This window comes from Streptomyces sp. NBC_01463, assembly GCA_036227345.1.
Taxonomy (GTDB): domain Bacteria; phylum Actinomycetota; class Actinomycetes; order Streptomycetales; family Streptomycetaceae; genus Streptomyces.
In genome coordinates, this window is the sequence record CP109468.1 from 4,824,051 (window position 1) to 4,850,216 (window position 26,166).

20 protein-coding genes and 2 pseudogenes are annotated in these 26,166 nt (G+C 72.6%); 16 read left to right on the forward strand and 6 right to left on the reverse strand.

The window, feature by feature from the left end:
* Positions 1 to 160: 160 nt before the first annotated feature.
* From OG521_21350 to OG521_21395, 10 genes and pseudogenes are all read left to right on the forward strand, one after another.
* On the forward strand, positions 161 to 1,687 hold the full coding sequence (locus OG521_21350) for an MFS transporter (protein ID WUW23187.1): 1,527 nt from the start codon (positions 161 to 163) through the stop codon (positions 1,685 to 1,687).
* A 56-nt stretch (positions 1,688 to 1,743) separates the two neighbouring features.
* Positions 1,744 to 2,157, forward strand: a complete 414-nt coding sequence (locus OG521_21355) for a DUF3151 domain-containing protein (protein WUW23188.1) — start codon at positions 1,744 to 1,746, stop codon at positions 2,155 to 2,157.
* Between the two features lie 158 nt (positions 2,158 to 2,315).
* Complete coding sequence (locus tag OG521_21360; GenBank protein WUW23189.1) at positions 2,316 to 3,164, forward strand: tryptophan 2,3-dioxygenase family protein; 849 nt, start codon at positions 2,316 to 2,318, stop codon at positions 3,162 to 3,164.
* A complete protein-coding gene (gene kynU, locus OG521_21365; GenBank protein ID WUW23190.1) occupies positions 3,157 to 4,353 on the forward strand; it encodes a kynureninase in 1,197 nt (398 codons plus the stop codon). The genes OG521_21360 and kynU overlap by 8 nt, the downstream gene beginning before the upstream one ends.
* A gap of 95 nt (positions 4,354 to 4,448) precedes the next feature.
* Positions 4,449 to 5,084, forward strand: coding sequence for an SUKH-4 family immunity protein (locus OG521_21370; protein WUW23191.1), 636 nt, complete (start codon positions 4,449 to 4,451; stop codon positions 5,082 to 5,084).
* Positions 5,085 to 5,184: 100 nt separating this feature from the next.
* Positions 5,185 to 6,060, forward strand: coding sequence for an alpha/beta hydrolase (locus OG521_21375; GenBank protein ID WUW23192.1), 876 nt, complete (start codon positions 5,185 to 5,187; stop codon positions 6,058 to 6,060).
* A 105-nt stretch (positions 6,061 to 6,165) separates the two neighbouring features.
* Complete coding sequence (locus OG521_21380; protein ID WUW23193.1) at positions 6,166 to 7,470, forward strand: histidine kinase; 1,305 nt, start codon at positions 6,166 to 6,168, stop codon at positions 7,468 to 7,470.
* Entirely contained in the window at positions 7,467 to 8,144 is a 678-nt protein-coding gene (locus OG521_21385) for a response regulator transcription factor (protein WUW23194.1), read from the forward strand. Before OG521_21380 ends, OG521_21385 begins: the two co-directional genes overlap by 4 nt.
* 111 nt (positions 8,145 to 8,255) lie before the next feature.
* Positions 8,256 to 8,459 (forward strand): annotated as a pseudogene (gene tnpA / locus OG521_21390) (IS200/IS605 family transposase).
* Between the two features lie 73 nt (positions 8,460 to 8,532).
* Complete coding sequence (locus OG521_21395; GenBank protein ID WUW23195.1) at positions 8,533 to 9,768, forward strand: cytochrome P450; 1,236 nt, start codon at positions 8,533 to 8,535, stop codon at positions 9,766 to 9,768.
* Between the two features lie 94 nt (positions 9,769 to 9,862).
* Here OG521_21395 and OG521_21400 read toward each other — a convergent pair whose 3' ends face one another.
* Together OG521_21400 and OG521_21405 are read right to left on the reverse strand one after the other, a co-directional pair.
* Positions 9,863 to 11,494 carry an ABC transporter permease gene (locus OG521_21400; GenBank protein WUW23196.1) on the reverse strand — a complete coding sequence of 544 codons (1,632 nt, stop codon included), beginning with the start codon at positions 11,492 to 11,494 and terminating at the stop codon, positions 9,863 to 9,865.
* Positions 11,491 to 12,405 carry an ABC transporter ATP-binding protein gene (locus OG521_21405; GenBank protein ID WUW23197.1) on the reverse strand — a complete coding sequence of 305 codons (915 nt, stop codon included), beginning with the start codon at positions 12,403 to 12,405 and terminating at the stop codon, positions 11,491 to 11,493. Before OG521_21405 ends, OG521_21400 begins: the two co-directional genes overlap by 4 nt.
* A 106-nt stretch (positions 12,406 to 12,511) precedes the next feature.
* On the opposite strand from OG521_21405, the gene OG521_21410 reads away from it, so the two are divergent.
* Positions 12,512 to 13,075, forward strand: coding sequence for a MarR family transcriptional regulator (locus tag OG521_21410; GenBank protein WUW23198.1), 564 nt, complete (start codon positions 12,512 to 12,514; stop codon positions 13,073 to 13,075).
* Positions 13,076 to 13,119: 44 nt separating this feature from the next.
* Here the strand turns inward: OG521_21410 and OG521_21415 are convergent, their stop codons facing one another.
* Positions 13,120 to 13,977: a diacylglycerol kinase family protein gene (locus OG521_21415; protein WUW23199.1), complete on the reverse strand. Its 858-nt coding sequence runs from the start codon at positions 13,975 to 13,977 to the stop codon at positions 13,120 to 13,122.
* A 186-nt stretch (positions 13,978 to 14,163) separates the two neighbouring features.
* On the opposite strand from OG521_21415, the gene OG521_21420 reads away from it, so the two are divergent.
* A complete protein-coding gene (locus tag OG521_21420) occupies positions 14,164 to 15,447 on the forward strand; it encodes an adenylosuccinate synthase (protein ID WUW23200.1) in 1,284 nt (427 codons plus the stop codon).
* Positions 15,448 to 15,521: 74 nt separating this feature from the next.
* On the opposite strand, the gene OG521_21425 is transcribed toward OG521_21420, so the two are convergent.
* Positions 15,522 to 17,057: a substrate-binding domain-containing protein gene (locus OG521_21425; GenBank protein WUW23201.1), complete on the reverse strand. Its 1,536-nt coding sequence runs from the start codon at positions 17,055 to 17,057 to the stop codon at positions 15,522 to 15,524.
* Positions 17,058 to 17,330: 273 nt separating this feature from the next.
* Here OG521_21425 and OG521_21430 point away from each other — a divergent pair.
* Together OG521_21430 and OG521_21435 are read left to right on the forward strand one after the other, a co-directional pair.
* Positions 17,331 to 18,175, forward strand: a pseudogene (locus OG521_21430) (chitinase).
* Positions 18,176 to 18,492: 317 nt separating this feature from the next.
* Positions 18,493 to 19,386 (forward strand): chitinase, encoded by an 894-nt coding sequence (locus OG521_21435; GenBank protein ID WUW23202.1) that lies wholly within the window; start codon positions 18,493 to 18,495, stop codon positions 19,384 to 19,386.
* A 67-nt stretch (positions 19,387 to 19,453) separates the two neighbouring features.
* Here the strand turns inward: OG521_21435 and OG521_21440 are convergent, their stop codons facing one another.
* A complete protein-coding gene (locus tag OG521_21440; protein ID WUW23203.1) occupies positions 19,454 to 20,947 on the reverse strand; it encodes a helix-turn-helix domain-containing protein in 1,494 nt (497 codons plus the stop codon).
* Positions 20,948 to 21,274: 327 nt separating this feature from the next.
* Between OG521_21440 and dnaN the strand changes: the two genes are divergently transcribed.
* Positions 21,275 to 22,399, forward strand: coding sequence for a DNA polymerase III subunit beta (dnaN, locus tag OG521_21445; GenBank protein WUW23204.1), 1,125 nt, complete (start codon positions 21,275 to 21,277; stop codon positions 22,397 to 22,399).
* Positions 22,400 to 22,442: 43 nt separating this feature from the next.
* Here dnaN and OG521_21450 read toward each other — a convergent pair whose 3' ends face one another.
* Positions 22,443 to 24,521 (reverse strand): protein kinase, encoded by a 2,079-nt coding sequence (locus tag OG521_21450; protein ID WUW23205.1) that lies wholly within the window; start codon positions 24,519 to 24,521, stop codon positions 22,443 to 22,445.
* Positions 24,522 to 24,778: 257 nt separating this feature from the next.
* Between OG521_21450 and OG521_21455 the strand changes: the two genes are divergently transcribed.
* Positions 24,779 to 26,140: an aspartate aminotransferase family protein gene (locus tag OG521_21455; GenBank protein ID WUW23206.1), complete on the forward strand. Its 1,362-nt coding sequence runs from the start codon at positions 24,779 to 24,781 to the stop codon at positions 26,138 to 26,140.
* Positions 26,141 to 26,166: the final 26 nt, after the last annotated feature.

Sequence of the window (26,166 nt, forward strand, 5' to 3'; positions counted from 1 at the left end):
TGGTGGTGCGGTGCGGGCAGTGTGGGGTGCGGCCGGTTTCGGGGGCGCTGCCCCCGGACCCCCGCTCCTCAATCGCCGGAGGGGCTTGATTTTTGAAGTGGGCGGCAGGGGTTCAGTGTGCCGGGTGGCCCTTCCGGGGTGGGGCGTTGATGCTGGGGCCATGGCGGAGAGATCAGCTGACCCCGGTGGCCTTCGTGTCGCCTCGACCGCCGGGCGCTGGGTCGTCCTCACGACCGTGCTCGGGTCGAGCATGGCCATGCTCGACTCCACCGTCATCAACGTCGCCCTGCCCCGCATCGGCGAGGACCTCGGCACCGGCATGGCCGCGCTCCAGTGGACCGTCAACGCCTACATGCTGACCCTCGCCGGGCTGATCCTCCTCGGGGGAGCGCTCGGTGACCGGTACGGGCGGCGGCGGGTCTTCGTCACCGGGGTGGTGTGGTTCGCCGCCGCCTCGCTGCTCTGCGGGCTCGCGCCCGACGCCACCGTGCTGATCGCCGCCCGCGCCCTCCAGGGCATCGGCGGCGCGCTGCTCACGCCGGGGTCGCTGGCCCTGATCCAGGCGAGTTTCCATCCGGACGACCGGGCCCGGGCGGTCGGCCTGTGGTCGGGGTTCGGCGGGGTCGGTGCCGCCGTCGGGCCGTTCGTGGGCGGCTGGCTCGTCGACGGGCCCGGCTGGCGGTGGGTGTTCCTGCTCAACCTGCCGGTCGCGGCGATCTGCGTGCCCGTCGCCCTGCGCCACGTACCGGAGTCCCGGGACCCGCACGCGCACGGACGCTTCGACGTCCTGGGGGCCGTGCTCGGTGCGCTCTCGCTCGCGCTGGTGACGTATGCGCTGATCGAGGCGCCGGGGCAGGGCGCATCGGCGGTCGTGATCGGGGCTGCGGTGGGCGGGGTGCTGCTCGGGGCCGCGTTCGTCCAGGTCGAGCGGCGGCGGCCGGACCCCATGCTGCCGCCGTCGGTCTTCGCGTCCCGGCAGTTCACCGCCGTCAACCTCGTCACCCTCTGCGTCTACGCGGCACTCGGCGGCTTCTTCTTCCTTTCCGCGATCCAGCTCCAGGTCGTGGCGGGGTACTCCGCGCTCGGGGCGGGTACCGCCCTGCTGCCGACCACCGTCCTGATGCTGCTGTTCTCGGCCAGGTCAGGTGAGCTGGGGCAGCGCATCGGGCCCCGGATCCCGCTCACCGCCGGTCCGCTGATCGCCGCCACGGGCATGCTGCTGATGCTGCGCGTCGGGCCGGGGTCGAACACCGTCTCCGGGTACCTCACCGACGTCCTCCCGGCCGTCGCCGTCCTCGGCGTCGGGCTGGTCACCCTCGTGGCGCCCCTCACCGCGACCGTCCTGGCCTCCGTGGACACCGCCCGGGCCGGTCTCGCCAGCGGGATCAACAACGCCGCCGCCCGTGCCGCCGGGCTGATCGCGGTCGCCGCCCTGCCGCTGCTCGCCGGGATGGGACCGGAGGCCTACCGGGACGCCGGGGAGTTCGCCGCGACCTTCCGGCGCGCCATGCCGATGTGCGCCGGGCTGCTGGCGGCCGGCGCCGTCATCGCCTGGGCGACCGTCCGGACACCCCCGGCCGCCGTACAGGACACCGCACGCCCCGAGTGCACCGTGAACTGCGGCGTCACCAGCCCCCCGCTGGAGCCCGCGCCCGGAACCGCCCGACCGGCCGGTACCCCCGAGTAGTGCTTTGTGCGCACCGGGTGCCCCGGGCGGCGCCCGTGCCAGGCACACTGGAACCCATGTCGATCCACGAGAACCTGCTCGGGGGCCCTGCCCCGACCCACCTGCCCGACGACCCGGGGCCGCGCGAACTGCTCGCGGCGGACGTCGCGCCCGCCGACGTCGCGGCGAAGTACCCGACCTCCTCCCTGGCCTGGGCGCAGCTCGCCGACGAGGCGTTCGAGGGCGGCCGGGTCATCGAGTCGTACGCGTACGCCCGCACCGGCTACCACCGCGGCCTGGACGCGCTGCGCCGGGCCGGCTGGAAGGGCCACGGCCCCGTACCGTTCGAGCACGAGCCGAACCGCGGCTTCCTGCGCGCCCTGCACGCCCTCGCGCGCGCCGCGCAGTCGATCGGCGAGCAGGAGGAGTATGAGCGCTGCTCGACCTTCCTCCGCGACTCCTCGCCGACCGCCGCCGAGACCCTCGGCTAGCCGACCCGTACTCCTGCCGGCCCCGCGGACGATCACCGTCCGCGGGGCCGCTGCCGTTCGCGGGAGAGGTCGTTAGGATGCGGGCAGGGGACCGGAGCTCCACCACCTGACCGGTGGGGGCGGACCGCTACCCGGAAGCTCGTGTCGAGGAGACAGCGATGTCGACGATTCACCCCGACCCCGAAGCCACCGGTGCGCAGACCCCGCACCTCGACTTCGCGGGAACGACTCCGTACGAGGACTACGTCCAGGCGGATGTCCTGACCCACCTCCAGCACCTCCGCTCGGACGACCCCGGCGAGATGGTCTTCCTGGTCACCACCCAGGTCATGGAGCTGTGGTTCACCGTCATCGTCCATGAGTGGGAGACCGCCGCGCACGCCCTGCGCGAGGACCGGCTGTCCGTCGCGCGTGACGCGCTGAAGCGGTCCGTGCGGGAGCTGGAGGCGCTGAACGCGTCCTGGACGCCACTCGCCCAGCTCACGCCCGCCCAGTTCAACTCCTACCGGTCCGCGCTCGGCGAGGGTTCCGGATTCCAGTCGGCGATGTACCGGCGGATGGAGTTCCTGCTCGGCGACAAGTCCGCGTCCATGCTCGTGCCGCACCGGGGCGCGCCCCGGGTGCACGCGGAGCTGGAGAAGGCGCTCGGCGAACCGGGTCTCTACGACGAGACGCTCGCTCTGCTCGCCCGCCGCGGCCACGCGATCCCGGCCGCCGTGCTCGGCCGCGACCTCACCCAGAAGTACGAGCCGTCGCCCGAGGTCGAGGCCGTCTGGGCGGAGATATACGCCAACCAGGACCAGCACGACGAGCTGGTCCGGCTCGGCGAGGCGCTCACCGACGTCGGCGAGCTCGTGTGGCGCTGGCGCAACGACCACCTCGTCGCCACCCGGCGGGCCATGGGCTCCAAGACCGGCACGGGCGGCTCCGCCGGTGTGGCCTGGCTGGAGAAGCGCGCCACGAAGAACGTGTTCCCCGAGCTCTGGACGGCCCGCAGCCATGTCTGACCTCCAGGAGCGCGCACAGGCGCTCGACCTCGCCGACGAACTGGCTCCGCGGCGCGCGCTGTTCACCCTCGACGACACCGTCTACCTGGACGGCAACTCGCTGGGCGCCCTGCCCCGCCATGTGCCCGCCCGGCTGCAGGAGGTCCTCACCCGCGAGTGGGGCGAGCTGCGCATCCGGTCCTGGGACGAGAGCGGCTGGTGGACGGCGCCGGAACGGATCGGCGACCGCATCGCCCCGCTCGTCGGGGCGGCCGCGGGACAGATCGTCGTCGGTGACTCGACGAGCGTGAACGTCTTCAAGGCCGTCGTCGCCGCGAGCCGGCTGGCGCCCGGGGGCCGCGACGAGATCCTGGTCGACGCCGCCACGTTCCCCACCGACGGGTACATCGCCGAGTCGGCGGCCCGGATGACCGGCCACCGGATCGTCCCGGTCGCCCCCGCCGACGTGCCGGACGCCCTCGGGCCGCGTACCGCCGCCGTCCTGCTCAACCACGTCGACTTCCGCACCGGCCGGCTCCACGACCTGCCCGGCCTCACCGCCGCGGTGCACGCCGCGGGCGCGGTCGCGGTGTGGGACCTGTGCCACAGCGCGGGCGCGCTGCCCGTCGGCCTGGACGCGCACGGTGTGGACCTGGCCGTCGGCTGCACGTACAAGTACCTCAACGGCGGCCCCGGTTCGCCCGCCTACCTGTACGTCGCCGAGCGCCACCAGGCGGCCTTCGACTCGCCCCTGCCGGGGTGGACGTCGCATGCCGACCCGTTCGCGATGACCCCCGGGTACGCGCCCGCGGACGGTGCCGTACGGGGCCGGGTCGGGACGCCCGACATCCTGTCCATGCTGGCCCTGGAGGCGTCCCTCGATGTCTGGGACGGGGTCGGGATCGAGTCCGTGCGGGCCAAGTCCCTGGCGCTGACGGATTTCTTCCTTGAGTGTGTCGCCGCGTACGCCCCCGAGGGCCGGGTCGCCTCCGTCACCCCGGCGGCCCACGCCGAACGCGGCAGCCAGGTTGCGCTGCGGTGCGCGGACGCCGCACCCGTGATGAGCGCGCTCATCGAGCGCGGCGTCGTCGGCGACCTGCGCCGGCCGGATGTGCTGCGGTTCGGCTTCACACCGCTGTACGTGGGGTTCGCCGACGCGGAACGCGCGGCGCGGGTCCTCGCGGACGTGCTGGCCGGTCCGGCGGCGTAGGCTGCCGGGTCAGTCCGGCGACCGGCTCGCCCCGGTCGCCGGACGGCAGCACCGGGCCGCGGCAGCGACGGGCGACGACCAGGGGGTGGCACCGGATGCTCTTCGACGCAGACGCAGACGCCGGTGGCGAGGACGGGAGCGGTCGCGTCGGGTACGTACGGGCCTCGCGCGAGGTCCTCGCCGATGTGGTGCACCGCCCCGATGACCTTCGCGCACTGGCTGACATCGGCTTTCCGCAGCGCCCGTTCTGGCTGGCGCCGGCCCTCGCCGCGGACGGCTGTGCGGTGACGGAGAGCCGCCCCGTGGTGGACCTCGGTGACGAGGTGGAGATGATCGAGGAGGAGTCCGGCGTACTGCTGCTCTTCGGGGCGGTCCAGGGCTGGTACCTCTTCCTCCACCTCGGGGACGGCACGGTGCACGCCGTCCCCGACGAGCTGGAACTCTTCGACGGTGACCTGCGCATGGTCCACTCGGACCTCTCCTCGCTCCGGCACCTGCTGGAACTGCTGCACCGGCGGGCGCTGAAGGCGGACAGCGAACCGGCGGACGACTGGAGCACGCCGTACGCCGAACTGGCCCGCTTCGCCGACGGGATCCAGGCCGAGTTCGCGCGCACCGACCCGGTGGCCTTCTCCGAGGAGGAGTCAAGGGAAAGCCTCTGGGTCCACTTCTTCGGTGACATCCGGAACGGGCTGTACGGCAGGTACTACGCCCGGCCCGGCCGGGTCTGACGCCGGATCACCCGTCACCGGCTCAGCGGGGTGTCTCCGTACTGATACCGTCCCCGCAGGTCAAGCCAGTTGGGCATGTACCAGGGACGGTTGGAGCAGCATGTCGGATTCTGCCGCGCGTGATCGGGACGCCGCCGAGACCGAGTCGGCCTTCTCGCATCCGGCCGTCGTCCCCGATACCTCGGCCGCCTACGGCAGCCACCCGGACCAGGTGATCGACTTCTACGCCCCGCGCGACGGGCGCACCGGTGCGCCCGTCGTGGTCGTCCTGCACGGCGGGGCGTGGCGGGCGCCGTACGACCGGGCCCATCTGTCGCCGTTCGCGGACTTCCTGGCCCGGCGCGGTTTCGCCGTCGCCAGTGTCGAGTACCGGCGGGGCAGCGAGCTCCCGCAGCAGCGCGGCTCGGGGCCCGTGGCGGGCCGCTGGCCGGAGACCTTCGACGACGTCGCGGCGGCGCTGGACGCGCTGCCGGAGCTGCTGGCGCGGGAGCTGCCGGCGGCGGACGCCCGGCGGGTCGTCGTCACCGGGCACTCTGCGGGCGGGCAGCTGGCGCTGTGGGCCGCCGCCCGGCACGTCCTGCCGGAGGGGTCGCCGTGGCGGCTGCCGCGCCCGCCCGCGCTGCGCGGCGTGGTCGCGCTCGCCCCGATCGCGGACTTCACCGCAGCCGTCGCCCTGGATGTGTGCTCGGGGGCGATCGGGCAGTTCCTGGGGCGCGAGGAGGACTTCGCCGAGCGCAGCGCGCACGCCGACCCGGCCCTGCTGCTGCCCACCGGCATCGCCACCGCCGTGGTGCAGGGCACGACCGACCTCACCGTGCCGCAGGCCGTCTCGGAGGCGTTCGTCGACGCGGCGGCGAAGGAGGGCGAGACGGTGGGGCTGACGCTGCTGCCGGACGTCGGGCACTTCCCGCTGATCGACCCGGCGGCCGACGCGTGCGCGGTCGTCGCGGAGGAGATCGCCCAGCTGGCCTGGTAGCGCCGCCGCGGCGGCACGGCGGACCCCCGTAGTACTTGCGACGGACGGTTCAGGATCCGTATCGCTGCTGACGACCCGGGACGCCGCGCCCCCTACCGTGGAAGCGTGACCGAGACCAAGACGAGAAGCCCGGAGCTCCGGATGGCCGCAGGAGCGATAGGCGGCCTGCGCCAGGACCTCATCCATGACGCGTTCGCCTACCGCCCGCTGCCGCCGATGCGCACCGGCGGGCCGCTGACCCGGCGGCTGCCGGAGCGGGTCCGGGCGCGGGCCCAGTGGACCCCGCACGCGGTGGTCCTGGCGTCCGCGCTGTTCGCCTTCGTGATGGGGTTCTCCATCACCGGCAACGCCGGGGTCCTCGTGTCGGGGCTGCTGCCCGCCCTGTGCGTCGCGATGACGCTGGTCAGGCCGGTCGGGGCGTTCTGGATGTCGATGGCGCTCATCCCGGTCAGCATGGTCGTCGGCGGTGTCGACGGGCCGTGGGGGCCGAGCGCCTTCTTCGCGTACCTGGTGGTGCTGGTCGTCGTCGCGGCGCGCACCCGGCCGCGGACCGCGGCCTGGATGTGGGGCCTGACCGTGCTGTTCGGCACGCTCCTGGAGAACGCCGCGGGGTGGGACTCCGCGCCGTCCACGGCGGCCATGGCGGTGGTCTCCGCGTTCGCCCTGCTCCTGGTGAGCCTGGTGCAGATCCGCCGGGAGGCGGAGCGCGAGGTCACCGTGCAGCGCACCGTCACCGCCGTCGAACGCGACCGGCGCACACTGCTGGAGGAGCGCACCACCATCGCCCGCGAACTGCACGACGTGGTCGCCCACCACATGTCGGTCGTCGCGATCCAGGCCGAGGCCGCCCCGTACCGGGTGGAGAACCCGCCGCCTGAGCTGGAGCAGGCCTTCGTCACGATCCGGGAGAACGCCGTCGCGGCCCTCACCGAACTGCGCCGGGTCCTCGGCGTCGTACGGGCCGAGGACTACGAGGCGCCGGACGCCCCGCAGCCCACCCTGGCCGAGCTCGACGGGCTGCTCGCCAACGTCGGCGAGGCCGGACTGCCCGCCGAGAAGACCGTGACCGGCGCGGTGCGCGAACTGCCTCAGGGCGTCGAGCTGTCGGCGTACCGGATCATCCAGGAAGCCCTCAGCAACAGCCTGCGGCACGCGCCGGGCGCCACCGCCAAGGTCGAGATCGGCTACGTGCTGGGCGGGCTCGGGCTGCGCGTCGTCAACGGCCCGCCGACCGGTCCGGTGAAGCCCTCGCCCGGCGCAGGCCACGGGATCACGGGGATGCGGGAGCGGGTCGCGATGCTGAACGGCGAGATGACGGCCGAGGCGACCACGGAGGGCGGTTACGAGGTCACCGCCTTCATCCCCGTGCAGCCGGCCCCCTCCGACGCCCCCGCCAAGGAGCAGTCATGACGACGCCCGCCGCCGCGCCGATCCGGGTGCTGATCGTCGACGACCAGATGATGGTCCGCGAGGGCTTCTCGGTGCTGCTCAACGCGATGCCGGGCATCGAGGTCGTCGGCGAGGCCGTCGACGGGCGCCAGGCCGTCTCGCAGGTCGCGGCGCTCCGCCCCGACGTGGTGCTGATGGACATCCGGATGCCGGAGCTCAACGGCATCGAGGCGACCCGTGAGATCGTCGCCGCCGACGCGGACGCGAAGGTGCTGGTGCTCACCACCTTCGACCTCGACGAGTACGTCTACCAGGCACTGCGCGCCGGTGCGTCCGGCTTCCTCCTCAAGGACGCCTCGGCCCGCCAACTGGCCGACGGAGTGAGGGTGGTGGCCTCCGGCGAGGCTCTTCTCGCCCCCACGGTCACCCGGCGGCTGATCACCGAGTTCTCGAAGCTCGCCGCGGCCCCGCGCCCGCCGGCCCTTGCCCAGATCGGTGATCTCACCGAGCGCGAGACGGAGGTGCTCGTCCTGATCGCGCAGGGCCTGTCGAACGCGGAGATCGCCTCGCACCTGGTGGTCGCCGAGTCCACCATCAAGACGCATGTGAGCCGCATCCTGGTGAAGCTGGGCCTGCGCGACCGCACACAGGCCGCCGTCTTCGCGTACGAGGCCCGGCTGGTCACGCCGTCGTGAGGCGGGACGCTTGCGGCGCTTCCGGCCCTGGCAGGGCAGGGCCGTCCCCGGTAGGGCGGGCCCGGGCGCGGGTGGCCGGTTAGCGTCGCTCCGTGACTCCTCCCCGCCCTCCCACCGAAGGTCCAGCTGTCCATACTGGTCAACTCCCTCAAAGGGGTCTCCTCTCGGTACTTGCGCCAGGAGTTCACCGGCCGCACCGACCGGGCAGTCATGCACGGCCGTTTCTGGTCCCCGTCCTACTTCGCGGGGTCCTGCGGCGGAGCACCGTTGAGCATCGTCAAGCAGTACATCGAGCAGCAGAAACGTCCGCTCTGACCATCACGTCACAGCAGCCACGAGATGGCGTCCCGCCCGACCTGCAAGCCGGGATTCCGTGCGAAGATCGGGGATGGACCTGCCCACGCGTGCCGACTCCGGCCCCGCCGCCCCGTTCGACCCCTGGTCGGCGGCGTTCGTCGCCGACCCGTACCCTGCCTACGCCGAGCTGCGTGCCACCGGCCGGGCGCACTACTTCGAGCCGACCGACCAGTGGCTCGTCCCGCACCACGCCGACGTGTCGGCGCTGCTGCGCGACCGGCGGCTTGGCCGGACGTATCTGCACCGGTTCACCCACGAGGAGTTCGGCCGGACGCCGCCGCCCGCCGCGCACGAGCCGTTCGAGACGCTCAACGGGCAGGGGCTGCTGGACCTGGAGCCGCCGGACCACACCCGCATCCGGCGGCTCGTCTCCAAGGCCTTCACCCCGCGCACGGTCGAGCAGCTCGTCCCGACCGTCGAGCGGCTGGCCGCCGGACTCGTCGACGACTTCGTCGCGCAGGGCGGCGGCGATCTGCTGACCGCCGTTGCCGAGCCGCTGCCCGTCGCCGTGATCGCCGAGATGCTCGGAATCCCGGAGTCCGACCGCGCCCTGCTGCGGCCCTGGTCGGCGGCGATCTGCGGCATGTTCGAGCTCAACCCGTCCGAGGAGACGGCCCGTGCCGCCGTCCGCGCCTCCCTCGACTTCTCCGCGTATCTGCGCGAACTGATCGCGGAGCGGCGCGGGAACCCGGGGACCGACCTGATCTCCGCGCTCATCGCCGCCCACGACGAGGGTGAGCGGCTGACCGAGCAGGAGATGGTCTCCACCTGCGTCCTGCTGCTGAACGCGGGACACGAGGCGACCGTCAACACCACCGTGAACGGCTGGTGGACGCTGCTGCGCCACCCGGAGCAGCTGGCCGCGCTGCGGGCGGACCACGCGCTGCTGCCCACCGCGGTGGAGGAGCTGATGCGGTACGACACCCCGTTGCAGATGTTCGAGCGCTGGGTGCTCGACGACATCGAGATCGACGGCACGGTCATTCCGCGCGGCTCGGAGGTGGCCCTGCTCTTCGGCTCGGCCAACCGCGACCCGGCCCGCTTCACGGACCCGGACACGCTGGACCTGTCCCGGCAGGAGAACCCGCACATCACCTTCGGCGCGGGTATCCACTTCTGTCTCGGGGCGCCGCTGGCCCGGGTGGAACTGACCGCCTCCTTCGGCGAACTGCTGCGCCGGGCGCCCGGTATGCGGCTGGTCGCGGAACCGGAATGGAATCCGGGCTACGTGATCCGAGGCGTGAAGGAACTGCACGTCGAGCTCTGAGGAGCGGGCGGGGAGGAGTGGAGGGCCTCGCCCCCACTCCTCCCCGCCCGGGGGAGGGGCGGGCCGCCCCACTCCTCCCCGCCCGGCCGCCCCCTCAGCTCAGCATGTCCCGCCGCCGCAGCGCCGCCAGGCCGCCGGCCACCAGCACCACCGCGCCCGCGGTGAGGAGCACCACCGGCCCCCACTCCATGCCCGCCGCCCCCGGCAGCCTGGGCAGGTGGGTGAAGGGCGAGACGTCCATCACCGGCTGCGGGAGATCCAGGGCGGGGCCTATCCAGCCGAGCGCCAGACAGAGGCCGACCAGCCCCCAGCCGGCCGCGGCGGCCTTCGGCAGCGCCCCGTACAGCAGGACCGTCACCCCGCCCAGCAGCCAGACCGCGGGCAGCTGCACCAGAGAGGCGCCGAGCACGGCGGGGAGTTCGTGTCCGTAGCCGGCCGCCAGGCCGAGGCCGCCGACCGTCATGATCAGGGCCGCGCCGCCGAAGGCGATGAGCAGATGGCCGGCCGCCCAGCCGATCCGGCCGACCCCGCCCGCGAGCACCGGCTCCGCGCGCCCGGCGCTCTCCTCGCCGTGCAGCCGCAGCACCGAGGAGACGATGTACAGGGCCGCCACCGTGCCGAGGACGGAGACCATCGAGGCGAGGAAGGCATCGGTCAGACCGGACTGTCCGCCCATCCGCTCGAAGATCTCCCTGGTCTTCTCGTTGTCCCCGACGAGATCGGCCGCCCCGCCGGTCAGCCCGCCGAAGACGAAGCCGACGACGGCGAACGACGCCGTCCATCCCAGGAGTGCCCCGCGCTGGAGGCGCACCGCGAGTCCGGAGGCGGTGGAGAGCCGGCCCCGGGCGGGTCCCGGCCGCGTCGCCAGGAAGCTCATGCCGACGTCGCGGCGGCCTGCCAGCGCGTAGGCCACGGCGCACTGCACGGCCACCGCGCCGGCGATCACGAGGAGCACCCACCACCGCTCGGTGGCGTACGGTCTGACGTTCTCCGCCCAGCCGAGGGGGGAGAGCCAGGTGAGGACGGACGAGCCGTCGTCCGTCGCGGAATCGCCCGCGGCCTTCAGGACGAACGCGGCGCCGATCACCGCGGCCGTCAGCCCCTTGGCGAGCCGGGCGCTCTCGGTGAACTGCGCCGCGATCGCGGCGGTGCAGGCGAACAGCGCGCCGACCCCGGCGACGGCCAGCGCGAGGGCCACCGCTCCGGCGCCGCCCGCACCCGAACCGGCCATGCCCGCCACGATCATCAGGGCCAGTGCCGCATCGGCGACGAGCGCGGCGAGCAGCGCCGCGGTGAGCGGGGCCCGGCGCCCCACCACGGCGGAGGACAGCATCTCCTGACGGCCCGTCTCCTCCTCCTCGCGGGTGTGGCGCACGACGACGACCAGGCTCATCACGGCGGCAAGCGCGGACCCGAAGGCGATCATGCGCCAGCTGACGAGCCCGCCCACGGAGTCGCCGAACACGGGCCCGTACATCGCCCGCACGGAGCTGTTGCCGTTCATCGACGCGGCGAGCTCCGCGCGTTGTCCTGCCGTGTCGTAGAGCGAGGAGATGGATTGGCCCACGGAGGAGAACGAGCCGCCGAGGACGACCACCCAGACCGGCAGGATGATCCGGTCCCGCCGCAGGGCGAGCCTCAGCAGGGTCCAGGTCCCGGCTAGCTGCCCGGTCCCGGCCGTCCGGCGTCCGGCGCCGGCCGTCGTCCTCATGGTCACGGCAGTCATCGCGCCGCCACCTCCGCGCCCTGTTCCGCGTCCGTCGTGTAGTGCCGCAGGAAGAGTTCCTCCAGCGTGGGCGGGGTGCTGGTCAGCGACCGGACCCCGGACGCGGAGAGCGACTTGAGGACGGCGTCCAGCCGGTCCGTGTCGACCTGGAGCGAGACCTGCCGGCCCCGGATGTCGAGATCGTGCACCCCGGGCAGCCGCGCCAGGCCGTTCGGATCGGTCAGCAGCTCGGCGGTGATGTTCGTCCGGGTCAGATGACGCATCCCGGCCAGCGAACCGGTCTCCACCGTCCGGCCCTGGCGGATGATGCTGACCCGGTCGCAGAGCGACTCGACCTCGCTGAGGATGTGGCTGGAGAGCAGGACCGTCCGCCCGCGGTCGCGCTCCTGCGCGACACAGCTCTGGAAGACCTCCTCCATCAGCGGGTCCAGCCCGCTGGTCGGCTCGTCCAGGATCAGCAGATCGACATCCGAGGCGAACGCGGCGACCAGGGCCACCTTCTGCCGGTTGCCCTTCGAGTACGTCCGCCCCTTCTTCGTCGGGTCGAGCTCGAACCGGTCGACGAGGTCGGCGCGCCGGGTCTCGTCGAGACCGCCGCGCAGCCGCCCGTACAGATCGATCACCTCGCCGCCGGAGAGGTTGCGCCACAGCGTGACGTCCCCGGGGACGTACGCCACCCGCCGGTGCAGGTCCACGGCGTCGCGCCAGGGATCGCGGCCGAGCAGCTGGGCCGCACCCGAGTCGGCCCGCAACAGGCCCAGCAGGACCCGGATGGTGGTCGACTTCCCCGAGCCGTTGGGCCCGAGGAAGCCGTGGACCTCACCGGACTCGACGGTCAGGTCGAGCCCGTCCAGCGCATGCGTCCGGCCGAACGACTTGTGCAGTCCGGCCACGGTGATTGCCTTCGTCATGATTCTGAACGTACGCTACTTTCACAATTTTGTGAAGTTAAGGAAGCGTATAAAGTCAGAGGCGTACGTGACCGGGGGACGCAGGGAGCAGGGAGGACGAGGACCGATGAGCAGCGAGAGCGAGTCCGCAGGGGGAGCGCGCGATCCGTGGGGCGCCGGCCGGGAGCGCGGACAGCGGGACCCGGACGCGGTCGCGCGGTTCGTGGAGCGGTTCGCGTCCGAGATGACCGAGGCGGGGATGCAGCGGATGGCCTCCCGCGTCTTCGCCGCCCTGCTCGCCGACGACGACGCCTCCATGACCTCGGCCGAGCTGGCCCTGGCCCTGCAGATCAGTCCCGCGGCCGTGTCCGGCGCGATCAACTACCTCACCCAGGTCAGCATGGTCGGCCGCGAACGCGACCCGGGCTCGCGCCGTGACCGCTACCGCCTGCACAACGAGATCTGGTACACCACGTTCGCCAGCCGCGACCGGGTGCTCACCCGCTGGGAGCAGACCCTCAGGGACGGGGCGCGCACCCTGGGCGAGCACACCCCGGCGGGCGCCAGGATCGCGGAGACGGCGGCGTTCTTCGAGTTCATGCAGTCGGAGCTGGGCGCGATGATGGACCGCTGGGAGGAACACCGCAAAACGCTCGACCTGCCGGCGGCTGAGGGCGCGCGGGACGCCTGAACGGCGGACCGAGGTGTCCGCCGTTCAGGCGCTTCGGTCCGGGCTCAGCCCTCCGCCTCCGGCAGCATCAGCCCCCAGGCCCCCGCCCGTACCGTCCACGTCCGGGTCCGTACCGGCCCCCCGACCTGTATGTCCGCGCGATAGCGGAAGTCCGCGCCGGAGACCGTGACGGCCTTGGCCTCCGTGGTGACCGGGGCGCCGTCCGGGGCGTGGATCGTCACCTCGGCGAGGCCGTCGTCGCCGCAGCCCGAGGTCACCGTCACCCATTCGACCGGTCGGCCCAGGTCGTTCAGCACGACGCCGTCCGCCTCGACGCGCAGGCGGTGCGTGGGCGCCTGTGCGGGGGGTGCCGAGGGGGTGGGGTGGACCAGGGTGCGGACCAGGGAGCGGCAGGTGTCCCAGACCGCGGTGACGCCCGCGCGGTCCGTCCGGACGCCCGGTGGGCCGGTCAGGGCCGGGATGCGCAGCGCGCCCAGGACGACGCCGTCGCTGTCGTCGACCAGCAGGTCCAGCCGGCGCACCACGCCGTCCAGTGCCGTCCGCGCCGCCGCCACCGCGCTCATCGGCACGCCGAGCGAACGGGCGAGTTCCAGCGCAGCCGCGGCGCCGACCGGGATGAGCGAGAGGGCGCTCATGGCCGGTTCTCGCTCCCGGTGGAGCAGGGACACCGCACGCCGCAGCGTCCGGTCGTCGCCGATCACCACCGGCCTCCGGGTGCCCCGGCGGGACAGGGCCCGGGCGAACTCCTCGGGGTTGTCGGGGAGGCAGATCTTGGCGTGCGAACCGGCGCTCAGCACGTCTTTGGCGATCCGGACGGACTCGCCGTCCGTCCGGCGGGCGACCGGATCGATCACCACCAGCAAATGGGGCGCACCGTTACCGGGGGGCTGGGCAGCCGACACCTCGGTCCTTCCTCGGGTAGCATCTTGGTGCAAGAGCCCCTTGCGCTATTGCGCCAGGGGCTTCGTCTATTCCGGGGCACCCGGTTCGACGGTTCAGGCCTTGTCGTACAACGTCGTACGGCATGTACGACGTTTACGTACGCCCCCTGACCTTGGACATGCCCCGCCCGGAAGGGGTGTACGCCTGTGCCCGCACTTGTGCTGCTCGGTGCTCAGTGGGGTGACGAGGGCAAGGGAAAGGCCACCGACCTCCTCGGTGGATCCGTGGACTATGTGGTGCGCTACCAAGGCGGCAACAATGCCGGCCACACGGTGGTCGTCGGTGACCAGAAGTACGCACTTCATCTCCTCCCCTCCGGAATCCTTTCACCGGGGTGTACCCCGGTCATCGGTAACGGTGTCGTCGTCGACCCTGCGGTCCTGCTCTCCGAGCTGAGTGGGCTGAACGACCGCGGCGTGGACACGTCCAAGCTGCTGATCAGCGGTAACGCTCATTTGATCACCCCGTACAACGTCACCGTCGACAAGGTGACGGAACGGTTCCTCGGCAAGCGCAAGATCGGTACGACCGGCCGCGGTATCGGCCCGACGTACGCCGACAAGATCAACCGGGTCGGCATCCGCGTCCAGGACCTCTACGACGAGTCGATCCTGGAGCAGAAGGTCGAGGCGGCCCTGGAGCAGAAGAACCAGCTTCTGGCCAAGGTCTTCAACCGGCGCGCCATCGAGGCGGGCAAGGTCGTCGAGGACATGCTCCAGTACGCGGAGCAGATCAAGCCCTTCGTCGCCGACACCACGCTGATCCTGAACAACGCCATCGACGAGGGCAAGGTCGTCCTCTTCGAGGGCGGCCAGGGCACGCTGCTCGACGTCGACCACGGCACGTACCCCTTCGTCACCTCGTCGAACCCGACCGCGGGCGGCGCCTGCACCGGTTCCGGTGTGGGACCGACGAAGATCAGCCGGGTCATCGGCATCCTCAAGGCCTATACGACGCGTGTCGGTGCCGGTCCGTTCCCGACGGAGCTGCTCGACGAGGACGGCGAGGCGCTGCGCCGGATCGGTGGCGAGCGCGGTGTCACCACCGGCCGTGACCGCCGCTGCGGCTGGTTCGACGCCCCGATCGCGCGGTACGCGACCCGGGTCAACGGCCTCACCGACTTCTTCCTCACCAAGCTGGACGTGCTGACCGGCTGGGAGCAGATCCCGGTGTGCGTGGCGTACGAGATCGACGGCAAGCGCGTCGAGGAGCTCCCGTACAACCAGACCGACTTCCACCACGCGAAGCCGGTCTACGAGATGCTGCCGGGCTGGTCGGAGGACATCACCAAGGCGAAGACCTTCGGTGAGCTGCCGAAGAACGCGCAGGGTTACGTGAAGGCGCTGGAGGAGATGTCCGGCGCCCCGATCTCCGCGATCGGTGTCGGCCCCGGCCGGACCGAGACCATCGAGATCAACTCGTTCCTGTAGGGAACACCGTCTCGTTCCTGCAGGGAACACCGTGAGGGGCGGCCGGTGCGCGGAGTGCGCGCCGGCCGCCCCTTTCATTCCTCCCCGCAGATCCGCAGCCCCTGAGGCGTCGCGCACGGCAGGTGTCCGTGGGTGCGGATGACGTCCTGGCCGCTGCCCCGGCTGAGGTAGGCGAGGAAGCTGGAGACCAGTGAGTCGGCGGGCGGGCTGCCGTACGTGTACGCGTACTCGATCTCCCGGTACGGATAGCTGCTGGTGGCGATCGTGTCGGCGGACGGGATGGCCCCGTCGATCGCGATCTGGTGCGCGCCGGGCGGTTTGGTGCCGGAGCGCAGTTCGCTGTAGCCGATCGCGCCGTCGAGCCGGCCGGTCTCGGCCAGGACCTGGTCCGTGGAGTCGAGTTCGCAGCGGATGACCGGGGCCTCGGGGTCGTCCTTCGTGGTGCAGTCGCGGGAGGACTGGGCGGGTTCGTTGCGGCCCAGCACGCGGCGCTGGAAGACCTCGCGGGTACCGGAGTTGGCGTCCCGGCTGACCAGGAGGACGGGGAGGTCCGGGCCGCCGAGCTGCCGCCAGTTGCGGATCTCGCCGCGGTAGACGGCGCGCACGGTGGCGGTGGTCAGGTTCTTCAGTGGCACCTTGTCGTTGACGACGAGGCGGAACAGCGAGACGGCGACGCGGTTCTCGCGCAGCTGCGGGAAGCCGCTCGGCTTCGGACCGTCGGAGAGGGCCAGCAGGGCGGGCGATCCGGACTTCCCGGCCGCGGCGCCCCGTTCGGCCAGTTCCCGTATGCCGGCGGTGCTGCCGTGCGCGTCCACGGTGACGGTGGCGCCCTCGCACGCCCTGCCGTACTTCTCCGCCAGCTCCCGCAGGACCGGTTCGAACGCCGTGGAGCCGGTCACGGTCAGCTCGCCGCGGGCGCAGCCGATCGGGGGCGGGGTGTCGTCCCGTACCAGGATGATCGAGGCCAGCGTGATGACGCAGACGGTCAGGGCGACGGTGATGAAGCGCGCGGCCCGGCCGAACAGCGGCGGCTTCTCGTCCGGGCGGGCCGCGGTGTTCGGCCGCACCTCGCCGTCCCGGATGCCGCCGGTGATGCGGATGGGGCTGCCCACGTGCGAACCGGTCAGCAGGACCAGGAGTTTGAAGTGCTCGCCCCGGTTGAGCGGGACGCGCGGCAGCCGGATGAGGGAGCCGCTGCCGCGGAGCCCCTCGGACGGGGTGAAGTGCTCCATGAGGTGGTCGGCGCCCGGGGAGTGGGTGACGGCGATGCCGCGTACCCGCCGTTCGGTGAACTCGACCACCAGTCCGTGGAGTTGTCCGTCCGGTCCGGTGTAGTCGCCGCGGTCGACGGACTGCGAGCCGTCGTTCTCGATGCGGAGCAGGACGAGGGTGGCGTCGGCCATGTCCGGGGTCTCGTCGAACAGGCCGAGCCGTACGTTGGCCCGCGCCTGGCTGACGTCGCTGCCGATGGGGGTGTCCATCTGGACGCGGTAGCCGATGCGTTTGCGGCGCGGGACCCGGCGCTCGTACCAGAGCACGCCCACGGAGGCGAGGACGCCCAGCACCGCGGTGAGCACGGCCACGATGTTCTCGGCGCTGAACCACTCCACGGCCCGTTCCCCCTCGGCTGCCGGACGTCTGTACGAGTGCGGGTCACCGTATGGGGCGCGGGGTGCGGGTGGCGGTGAGTACCGGGTCCCGTCGCCAGGTGTTCGTCCGCCGTTCGTCGCCGTTCGGAGAGCGGGGCAGTTGGTCCGGACCTTGACAGGTCCAGACCAATCGGGGTTGGGTGTCGGGATGCCCGGCGGCATGCGGAGCCCGTTCGGGCGCCCTGTCGAAGGAGTGAACAGCGCTTGAACCGCATCAAGAGCCTTCTGACCGCACTGGGTGCCGTCGTCGCGACGGCGGTCCTCCTCCCCGTTCCCGCGCACGCGGCCCCCGCCGGCCCGGCCGGGTGCGCGCCCCTCTGGAGCTCCTCGACCGCCTACACGGCAGGCGGCACCGTCTCGCACCACGGCCGAACTGGACGGCCAAGTGGTGGACGCAGAACGAGAATCCGGGCGCCACCACCGTCTGGTCCGACCGCGGCGCCTGTACGGGAGGGGTCTCCGACTTCGTCATCAGCGAGGCGGAGTTCGACGAGATCTTCCCGGACCGCGACGCCTTCTACACGTACCAGGGCCTGATCGACGCCCTGCACGCCTACCCGCGCTTCGCGAACACCGGGACCGAGGCGACCAGGAGCCGGGAGGCCGCGGCGTTCCTGACGCACGCCGACTTCGAGTCGGTCGGCCTGCAGTACGTGAAGGAGATCAACGAGGCCAACTACTGGCGCAAGTGCGACTACAGCCAGCCGTTCGGGTGCCCGGCCGGCCAGACCGCGTACTACGGACGCGGCCCGATCATGTTCAGCTGGAACTTCAACTACAAGGCCGCGGGCGACGCCCTCGGGCTCGACCTGCTGAACGACCCGTGGCTGGTGGAGCGCGATCCGTCGGTCGCCTGGCAGACCGCGCTCTGGTACTGGAACACCCAGAACGGCCCGGGCACCATGACCTCGCACGACGCCATGGTCGGCGGTGCGGGCTTCGGTGAGACCATCCGTTCGCTCAACGGGGCGCTGGAGTGCGACGGCGGCAACCCCGCGTCCGTGCAGGCGCGGGTCGCCAAGTACGAGCGGATCACCGGCGTCATCGGCACCGACCCCGGTTCCGGACTCACCTGCTGACCGCTCGCGGGCGTGCCCGGCACTGAACGGCCGGACAGTCCGGTGTCCCGCATGCTGGACGCGCCCGAAGGTTTTTACCTTCGGGCGCGCCGGGGTTCCGGCCCATGATCCGGACTGACTGCCTCCGGAATCACCGCTGTTGAGGGGTTCTTTCGGGGCGGGGAGCCCATTCGCGGGGGCGCGGGAGGGCAGCGTCCGGAAGGTTTCCTCACTATGGTCTAGACCTTGACAGGTCCAGACCATCACCGCTTGAGTGTCGGCACCCCCCATGGCGGCGCACCGATGAGCTCGGTGCGCCGCGCCGAAGGAGTGATCACATGATCAAACGCATCATGGGCCTGATCGCCGCGCTGGGCGCGGTCCTCGCGACGGTCGTCATTCTTCCCGCCACCACCGCCTCGGCGGCCGAGTGCGCGGCTGCCTGGAACTCCTCCTCCGTCTACACCGGCGGTGGCGCGGCCTCGTACAACGGGCACAACTGGACCGCCAAGTGGTGGACCCAGAACGAGACCCCCGGCAGCTCCGACGTCTGGGCCGACCAGGGCAGCTGCGGAGGCGGCGGCACGGACCCGGGCGACCCGGGGTCCTCCGACGGCTTCGTCGTCAGCGAGGCGCAGTTCAACCAGATGTTCCCGGGCCGGAACTCCTTCTACACCTACAGCGGTCTGACCGCCGCCCTGAGCGCCTACCCGGGCTTCGCCAACACCGGCAGCGACGCGGTGAAGAAGCAGGAGGCCGCGGCCTTCCTCGCCAACGTCAGCCACGAGACCGGCGGTCTGGTGTACGTGGTCGAGCAGAACACGGCCAACTACCCGCACTACTGCGACACCAGCCAGTCCTACGGCTGCCCCGCCGGCACGGCCGCGTACTACGGCCGCGGGCCGATCCAGCTCAGCTGGAACTTCAACTACAAGGCCGCCGGTGACGCGCTCGGCATCGACCTGCTGGGCAACCCCTACCTGGTCGAGCAGGACGCGTCCGTGGCCTGGAAGACCGGCCTCTGGTACTGGAACACCCAGAACGGCCCGGGCACCATGACCCCCCACAACGCCATGGTGAACGGCGCCGGGTTCGGCGAGACGATCCGCTCCATCAACGGCTCGCTGGAGTGCAACGGCGGCAACCCCGCCCAGGTCCAGAGCCGCATCGACAAGTACCAGGCCTTCGTGCAGATCCTCGGCACCACGGCCGGCTCCAACCTCAGCTGCTGACCGGCTGAACTCCCGTGGAACGGGGGGTGCGTCGGGGCCGACGGCCCGGCGCACCCCCCGTTGCGGTTCAGCCGCCGTCCGCCGCGAGGTCCAGCGCCCGGAACGCCAGCCACAGGTCGTAGCGGGCGCTGGGGGTCCGCAGGAGCGAGCGCTGGAGGACGGTCTCCAGCCGGGTCAGCCGCTTGCGCATACCGGGCACGGAGATGGCCAGCGCGTCCGCGGCCGGGCCGAGCTGGGCCTCGCACTCCAGCCAGGTACGCAGCGTGGTGCACGGATCCGCGGTGCCGCCGGCCTTCTCCGTCCCGCCTGCCGCCTCCGCTCCGCCGAGCGGCCGCAACTGCTGCACCGCCCAGGAATGGACCGCGGGCAGGAGCAGGATGTCGTCCAGTGAGTGCCCGGGCGGTCCGGACGGGCCCCCGCCCGGACCCGCCGGCCGCGGCAGGGCGGGCGTGGCGCGGATGCACAGGGCGAGATCGAGGGCGGACTGGTCGGCCACCTTGTGCAGGTCCAGGCCCAGCAGTTCACCGATCAGCCGCAGCCGCGCGGAGAGCGTGTTGCGGTGGATCTTCAGGTGCTCGGTCGCGTGCGAGGAGAACGCGAGCCAGGACGCGAGCGTGGCCGCCAGCTCCTGACTGCCCGGGTCCTGGCTGCGCCGCGGCAGATGGGCGAGCAGCGGGGCGAGGAGCGCATCCGCCCACAGGGCGCCCTCGGCGCCGGTCACCAGGGCGAGTCCGGGCGCGGCGCCGAAGCGGGCGACCCGCTCCGGCAGCCCGCGGGCGACGGCGAGCGCGTGGAACGCCTGGCGGTACGCGGTCGCGGTGTCGGGCAGCGCCACGTCCTCGCTGATGCCGACGACGCAGTCGTCCACCACCGAGGCGACGCGCGGGCCGAGCCGCGCGTCCGCCGGTTCGGGGCCCGCGGGCGCGATGAGGATCAGATGGTGTGCGTACACCGGGCACCGCACGATCCAGGACCGGCCGCCGGAGAGCTCCGCGCAGACCCGGGCCACCTCGTCCCGGTCGCGGCCGGCGCACTCGACGACACAGACCCGGACCGGGTTCGGCAGGCTGGGCTTCAGGGCGCCCGCGACCTGGTGCGCGATCGACAGCTGGCCGGTCATCAGCAGGTGCAGCACCGCCTCCCGGCCGCGGGACTCCGCCAGGTCGACGCGGCGGCGCTTGCGCTCGACGGTCTCGGCGGCCCAGCACATGGCGAGCGGCAGGGCGGCGTCGGCGAGCAGGGTGGAGAGCCCGTCCGGCAGCGGGCGCCGGCCGACGACGGCGAGGACGGGCGGAGTGACGTCCGGCGGCCCGTCCAGGGCGAACAGCAGCGCGGTGTGCGGCCCCTTGTCGAAGGAGGAGGAACGGGCGCCGAGCGCGGACAGCTCCCGTGCGCAGTCGGCAGCGAGGACGGCCGATCCGGCGCTCGCGGCATCGGGGACCCGGGCGACACCGTGCAGGACGGTGCCGTCGCCGTCGAGCAGTCCCGCCCAGCCGTCCGCGCGGCCCGACACCCAGCGCAGCAGCTCCTGCGAGCCGCCGGACCGGGCCAGTCCATGCATCCGAATGACGTCGTCCGCCCGTCTCCGCGCGTGCACTGTTCCCCCGCTCCCGCCGAAAACCGGAGTGCAGAGTACCGGTTTGGCTGTGCGAACTGATACCCCGGTCCGGCCACACCGTGCGAACTGAATCTTTCGCGTCGACTACCCCGCAACCTAGAGTCCGAACGCGGTTGCGGGCCTTTCGGGGGAGAGGCACGGGGGACGACGGCAGCGGCTCACGGGGGTGGCCGCTGTCGTCGGCCGCAACCGCCTCTTCGTCGCGTTGTCAGTGGTGCCCCTTAACGTCGGAAGCCTGAAACGGCCGGCGTGCGAGGAGAGGTCACCACCATGGAGTTCCGGATCGAGCGCGGCCGGCTGGCCGACGCGGTGGCCTGGGCGGCCCGGGTGCTTCCCACCCGCTCTCCCGTTCCCGTGCTGGGCGGTCTGCTGCTGGAGGCCGCGGACGGCCGGCTCGGCATCTCCGGCCTCGACTACGAGGCGTCCGCCCGGATCGAGGTGGACGCCGAGACCGTACGGCCCGGCAAGGTGCTGGTCATGGGCCGCAGGCTGCTGGACGTGTGCCGGGTGCTGCCCGAGGGGGCGGTGGAATGCGCCGTGGAGGGCTCCCGGTTCACGGTGACGGGCAGCGGTGCGGGATTCGGTCTTTCGGTGCTGCCGCTCGACGACTATCCGGCGCTGCCGCCGCTGCCGGAGGTCCTCGGGGCGGTGGACGCAGGGGAGTTCGCGGCGGCCGTCGCGGACGTGACGGTGGCGGCGGGCCGGGACGACACCCTGCCGGCGCTGACCGGCATCCGGCTGGGGCTCGACGGCGACCGGATGACCCTGGCGGCCACCGACCGGTACCGCTTCGCGGTCCGCACGCTGGGGTGGAAGCCCGCGGCGGCGGACGTCACGGCCGATGTCCTGGTCTCGGCCCGCAGACTCTCCGAGATCGCCCGCTCCTTCGGCCATGCGGGCCTGGTCAGCCTCGCCCTGGACGGCGGGTCGGCCGGCTTCGAGCTGGCCGGGACGCGCACGACGGTCCGGCTCCTGGACGGCCGACTGCCGCGCCACGACAAGCTGTTCGCGATGGCGGACCCGGTCACGGCGGTGACCGAGCGCGAGCCCCTGGTCGAGGCGGTGAAGCGGGTCTCGGTGGTGGCGGACGGCGACAGTCCGCTCCAATTCGCCTTCCGTGACGGTTCGGTGCTTCTCCAGGCGGGTTACGAGGACGACGTGGCTTCCCAGCGGCTGCCCGCCGAACTGGTGGGCACCCAGGAGCTGACGGTCGCCTTCAATCCGTCGTACCTGATGGACGCGCTGTCCTCGTTCGACGCCCCGGTCATCCGGTTCCACCTGATGGGTCCGGGGCAGCGCGCCATGGTCACCGGGCATGCGACGCGGGAGGACGCGACGGGCCCGGCCGGGGGGACCCACCAGCACCTGCTCATGTCCGTCAAGCCGCTGATGTAGGGGCGGGGTTCGCCGGTGCCGGGCTGGTGCGGCCTGAGCCGGGTCAGTCGGTCTTCGTGTACGTGAGCTTCTCGCCGGAGTCCGTGTTGAGACGGCTCAGGGTGCCGTCGGGGAGCAGGGTGAGCGTGGTGGCACTGCCCGGGGTGCAGGACGTCATCGGTTCGCCCAGCGTCACCGTGGACGGCCCGACGCTGACCGGTTCGCCTTCGGACGGCACGGATGCCAGATCCGCCTGGAAGACGCAGCGGTAGGTGCCGCCGGTGTCCATGGGGCCCTCCGCGGTGAGGGTGAGGACGGCGTCGCCCACCTGGCCCTGCCGGATGACGAGTTCGCGGGTGGAGTGGCCGGCGGCGTTGTCGATGCTGCCGGACCAGGTGCCGAGGTACCCCTCCGGGATGCCGTCGTCGTCGCCGTTCTGCGCGTCGTCGCTTGGCGAGGGGTCCGGGGGACCGTCGGGGGACGGGGAGTTGGAGGAGTCGTCCGCCGGGGAGGGGCCGGCCGAGCGGGTGGGGTCGGCCGTGGTGGTCGCGTCGCGGTCGTTCATCAGGGCGTAGACGGACCCACCGGCCCCGATGGCGACGAGCACGGCGATCACGACGAGGGCGATGGTCGAACCGGTGCTCCGGCGCGCGGGCGCGGTCGGCTGCCCGCCGGCCGGGTGGGCCGGGCCGTACGGGGGCGTGGAGCCGAAGCCCGGCTGCTGCGGGTACCCGTACGCGTAGCCCTGGTTGGGGGCCGGCTGCTGCGGTACGCCGTAGCCCTGGACCGGGTACGGCTGGGCGGGCTGCTGCGGATAGCCGTACGCGGGGAAGGACGCTCCGGGGAGGGACGGCTCGGCCGGAGAGGGCGCGGGCGGCGCGGCCGGGGCGGGTGTCTCGACGACGGTGGCCGGAGGGGCGGAGGGGGCGGAGGGTACGGGGGGCGCGGGCGCGACGGGGGGCGGACCTGCGGGGAGCTGCGGGGGGTTCGCGGCTGCCGCGTGGACGGGTGCCGTACCGCCGGGGGCGGCGTTGTCCGGAACGGCGTCGTGCGGGACGGCGTCGTGCGGAACGGTGTCGTTCGGAACGGCGTCGGTCGGGACGCCATCGTTCGGAACGGTGTCAGCGGGTGCGGGTGCGGGTGCGGGTGCGGCTTCGGCCGGGGCGGTGTCCGCCGGTGCCGGTGCGGGTGCGGGCGGGACCGCGTCCATCGGGTCCTCCGAGTCCAGCAGGCCCACCGCGTGGCGGCCGAGCTGGGCGATGAGGGCGCCCGGCAGCCAGGGCTCCACGGTGTCGCCCCCGTCCAGCCGCGCCAGGATCTCGTCCGTCGAAGGACGGGCCCCGGGGTCCTTGTGCAGGCAGTGCCGGATCAGCTCCACGAGATCGGCCGGCACCCCGGTCAGGTCCGGGTCCTCCTGCGCGATCCGGAACATCAGCGCGTGCACCCCGCTGGCCGCCACGCCGAACGGCAGCCGGCCGGTCGCCGCGTACGCCAGCACCGAGCCCAGGCAGAACACGTCGCACGCGGTGGTGACGCGCTCGCCGCGCACCTGCTCGGGCGACATGAAGCCGGGGGAGCCGACCAGGGCGCCGGTGCGGGTGAGGCCGCCGTCGGTGACGGTGTCGAGTGCCCGGGCTATCCCGAAGTCGATGACGCGCGGGCCGTCGATCGTCAGCAGGATGTTGGACGGCTTGAGGTCGCGGTGGATGAGCCCGGCGGCGTGGATGGCGCGCAGCGCGTGGGCGAGGCCGGTGCCCAGGATGTGCACGGAGCGGTGGGGCAGTGGTCCGTACGCCCCCGGGGCCGGACCGGCCGAGGTGCTCGCGCGCCCCGAGACGGTGGCCTGGAGGGAGGGGCCCGCGACATACCCCGTGGCGACCCAGGGAACGGCGGCCTCGGTGTCGGCGTCCAGCACGGGCGCGGTCCAGGTCGAGCCGACCCGGCGGGCGGCCAGCACCTCCTGCCGGAACCGGTCGCGGAACTCCTGCCGCTCGGCGAGCTCCTCGCGGACCAGCTTGATCGCGACCACGCGGCCGCGGTCCGAGCGGGCCAGATAGACCTGGCCCATGCCGCCCGCCCCGAGCCGGCCCAGCAGCCGGTAGGCGCCGATGCGTTGCGGATCGGCGGACCCGAGCTTCTCCATGGTGTGCAGTCCTCCCCCGTACGGCGACACGCCGGACGGGGTCGAGAATAGCGGCGCGGTTCGCACCGGCGGGTGCCGGTGCGCGGGGGCGCGGTCCGGCGGGCACCGTGCCCCCGCACCCGGCGTGGGTCCGGGCCGCCGGTCCTTCCGTCACGGAGCGGGGGCCCGCGCAGACCCGACATCCTGCCGAACCAGGCGCTCCACGCCATACAAGGTGGCCATACCGGGCGCCGTCCGCCGCCGCCTACGCTCGTCGCATGACCCCTCATCCCACGCCCGACTCCGCCGCCGGGGCGGCCGTGAAGGCCGCCGACCGCGCGCACGTGTTCCACTCCTGGTCCGCTCAGGGCCTGATCGACCCGCTCGCCGTCGCCGGCGCCGAGGGGTCGTACTTCTGGGACTACGACGGCAACCGCTACCTCGACTTCACCAGCGGCCTCGTCTACACCAACATCGGTTACCAGCACCCCACCGTCGTCGCCGCGATCCAGGAGCAGGCGGGGAAGATGACGACCTTCGCGCCCGCCTTCGCGATCGAGTCGCGCTCCGAGGCCGCACGCCTCATCGCCGAGCGCACCCCCGGCGACCTGGACAAGATCTTCTTCACCAACGGCGGCGCGGAGGCCGTCGAGAACGCCGTCCGGATGGCCCGGCTGCACACCGGCCGTACGAAGGTGCTCTCCGCCTACCGCTCGTACCACGGCGCCACCTCCACCGCGATCAACCTGACCGGTGACCCGCGCCGCTGGGCGTCGGACAACGGCTCCGCCGGCGTCGTCCGGTTCTGGGCCCCGTTCCTCTACCGCTCGCCGTTCTACGCGCAGACCGAGGCCGAGGAGTGCGCCCGCGCGCTCCAGCACCTGGAGGACACCCTCGCCTACGAGGGCCCGTCGACCATCGCCGCGATCATCCTGGAGACCATCCCGGGCACGGCCGGCATCATGACGCCGCCGCCCGGCTACCTCGCCGGTGTCCGCGAGATCTGCGACCGGTACGGCATCGTCTTCGTCCTCGACGAGGTCATGGCCGGCTTCGGCCGCACCGGCAAGTGGTTCGCCGCCGACCACTTCGACGTCACGCCCGACCTGCTGACCTTCGCCAAGGGCGTGAACTCCGGATACGTGCCGCTCGGCGGCGTCGCCATCTCCGCCGAGATCGCCGCCACCTTCGACACCCGCCCCTACCCGGGCGGCCTCACCTACTCCGGCCACCCGCTGGCCTGCGCCGCCGCCGTCGCCACCATCCATGTGATGGAGGACGAGAAGGTCATCGAGAACGCCGCCCACATCGGCGAGAGCGTCCTCGGCCCCGGTCTGCGCGAGCTCGCCGCGAACCACCCGTCGGTCGGCGAGGTCCGCGGCCTCGGCGCGTTCTGGGCGCTGGAGCTGGTCCGCGACAAGGAGACCCGCGAGCCGCTGGTCCCGTACAACGCGACGGGCGAGGCCAACGCGCCGATGGCGGCCTTCGGCGCCGCGGCGAAGAAGCACGGCCTGTGGCCCTTCATCAACATGAACCGCACCCACGCCGTCCCCGCCTGCAACGTCACCGAGGCCGAGGCCAAGGAGGGGCTGGCCGCGCTCGACGCCGCGCTGTCGGTGGCCGACGAACACACCGCGTAACGCCGCCGCGCCCCTCCCCGCGCCCT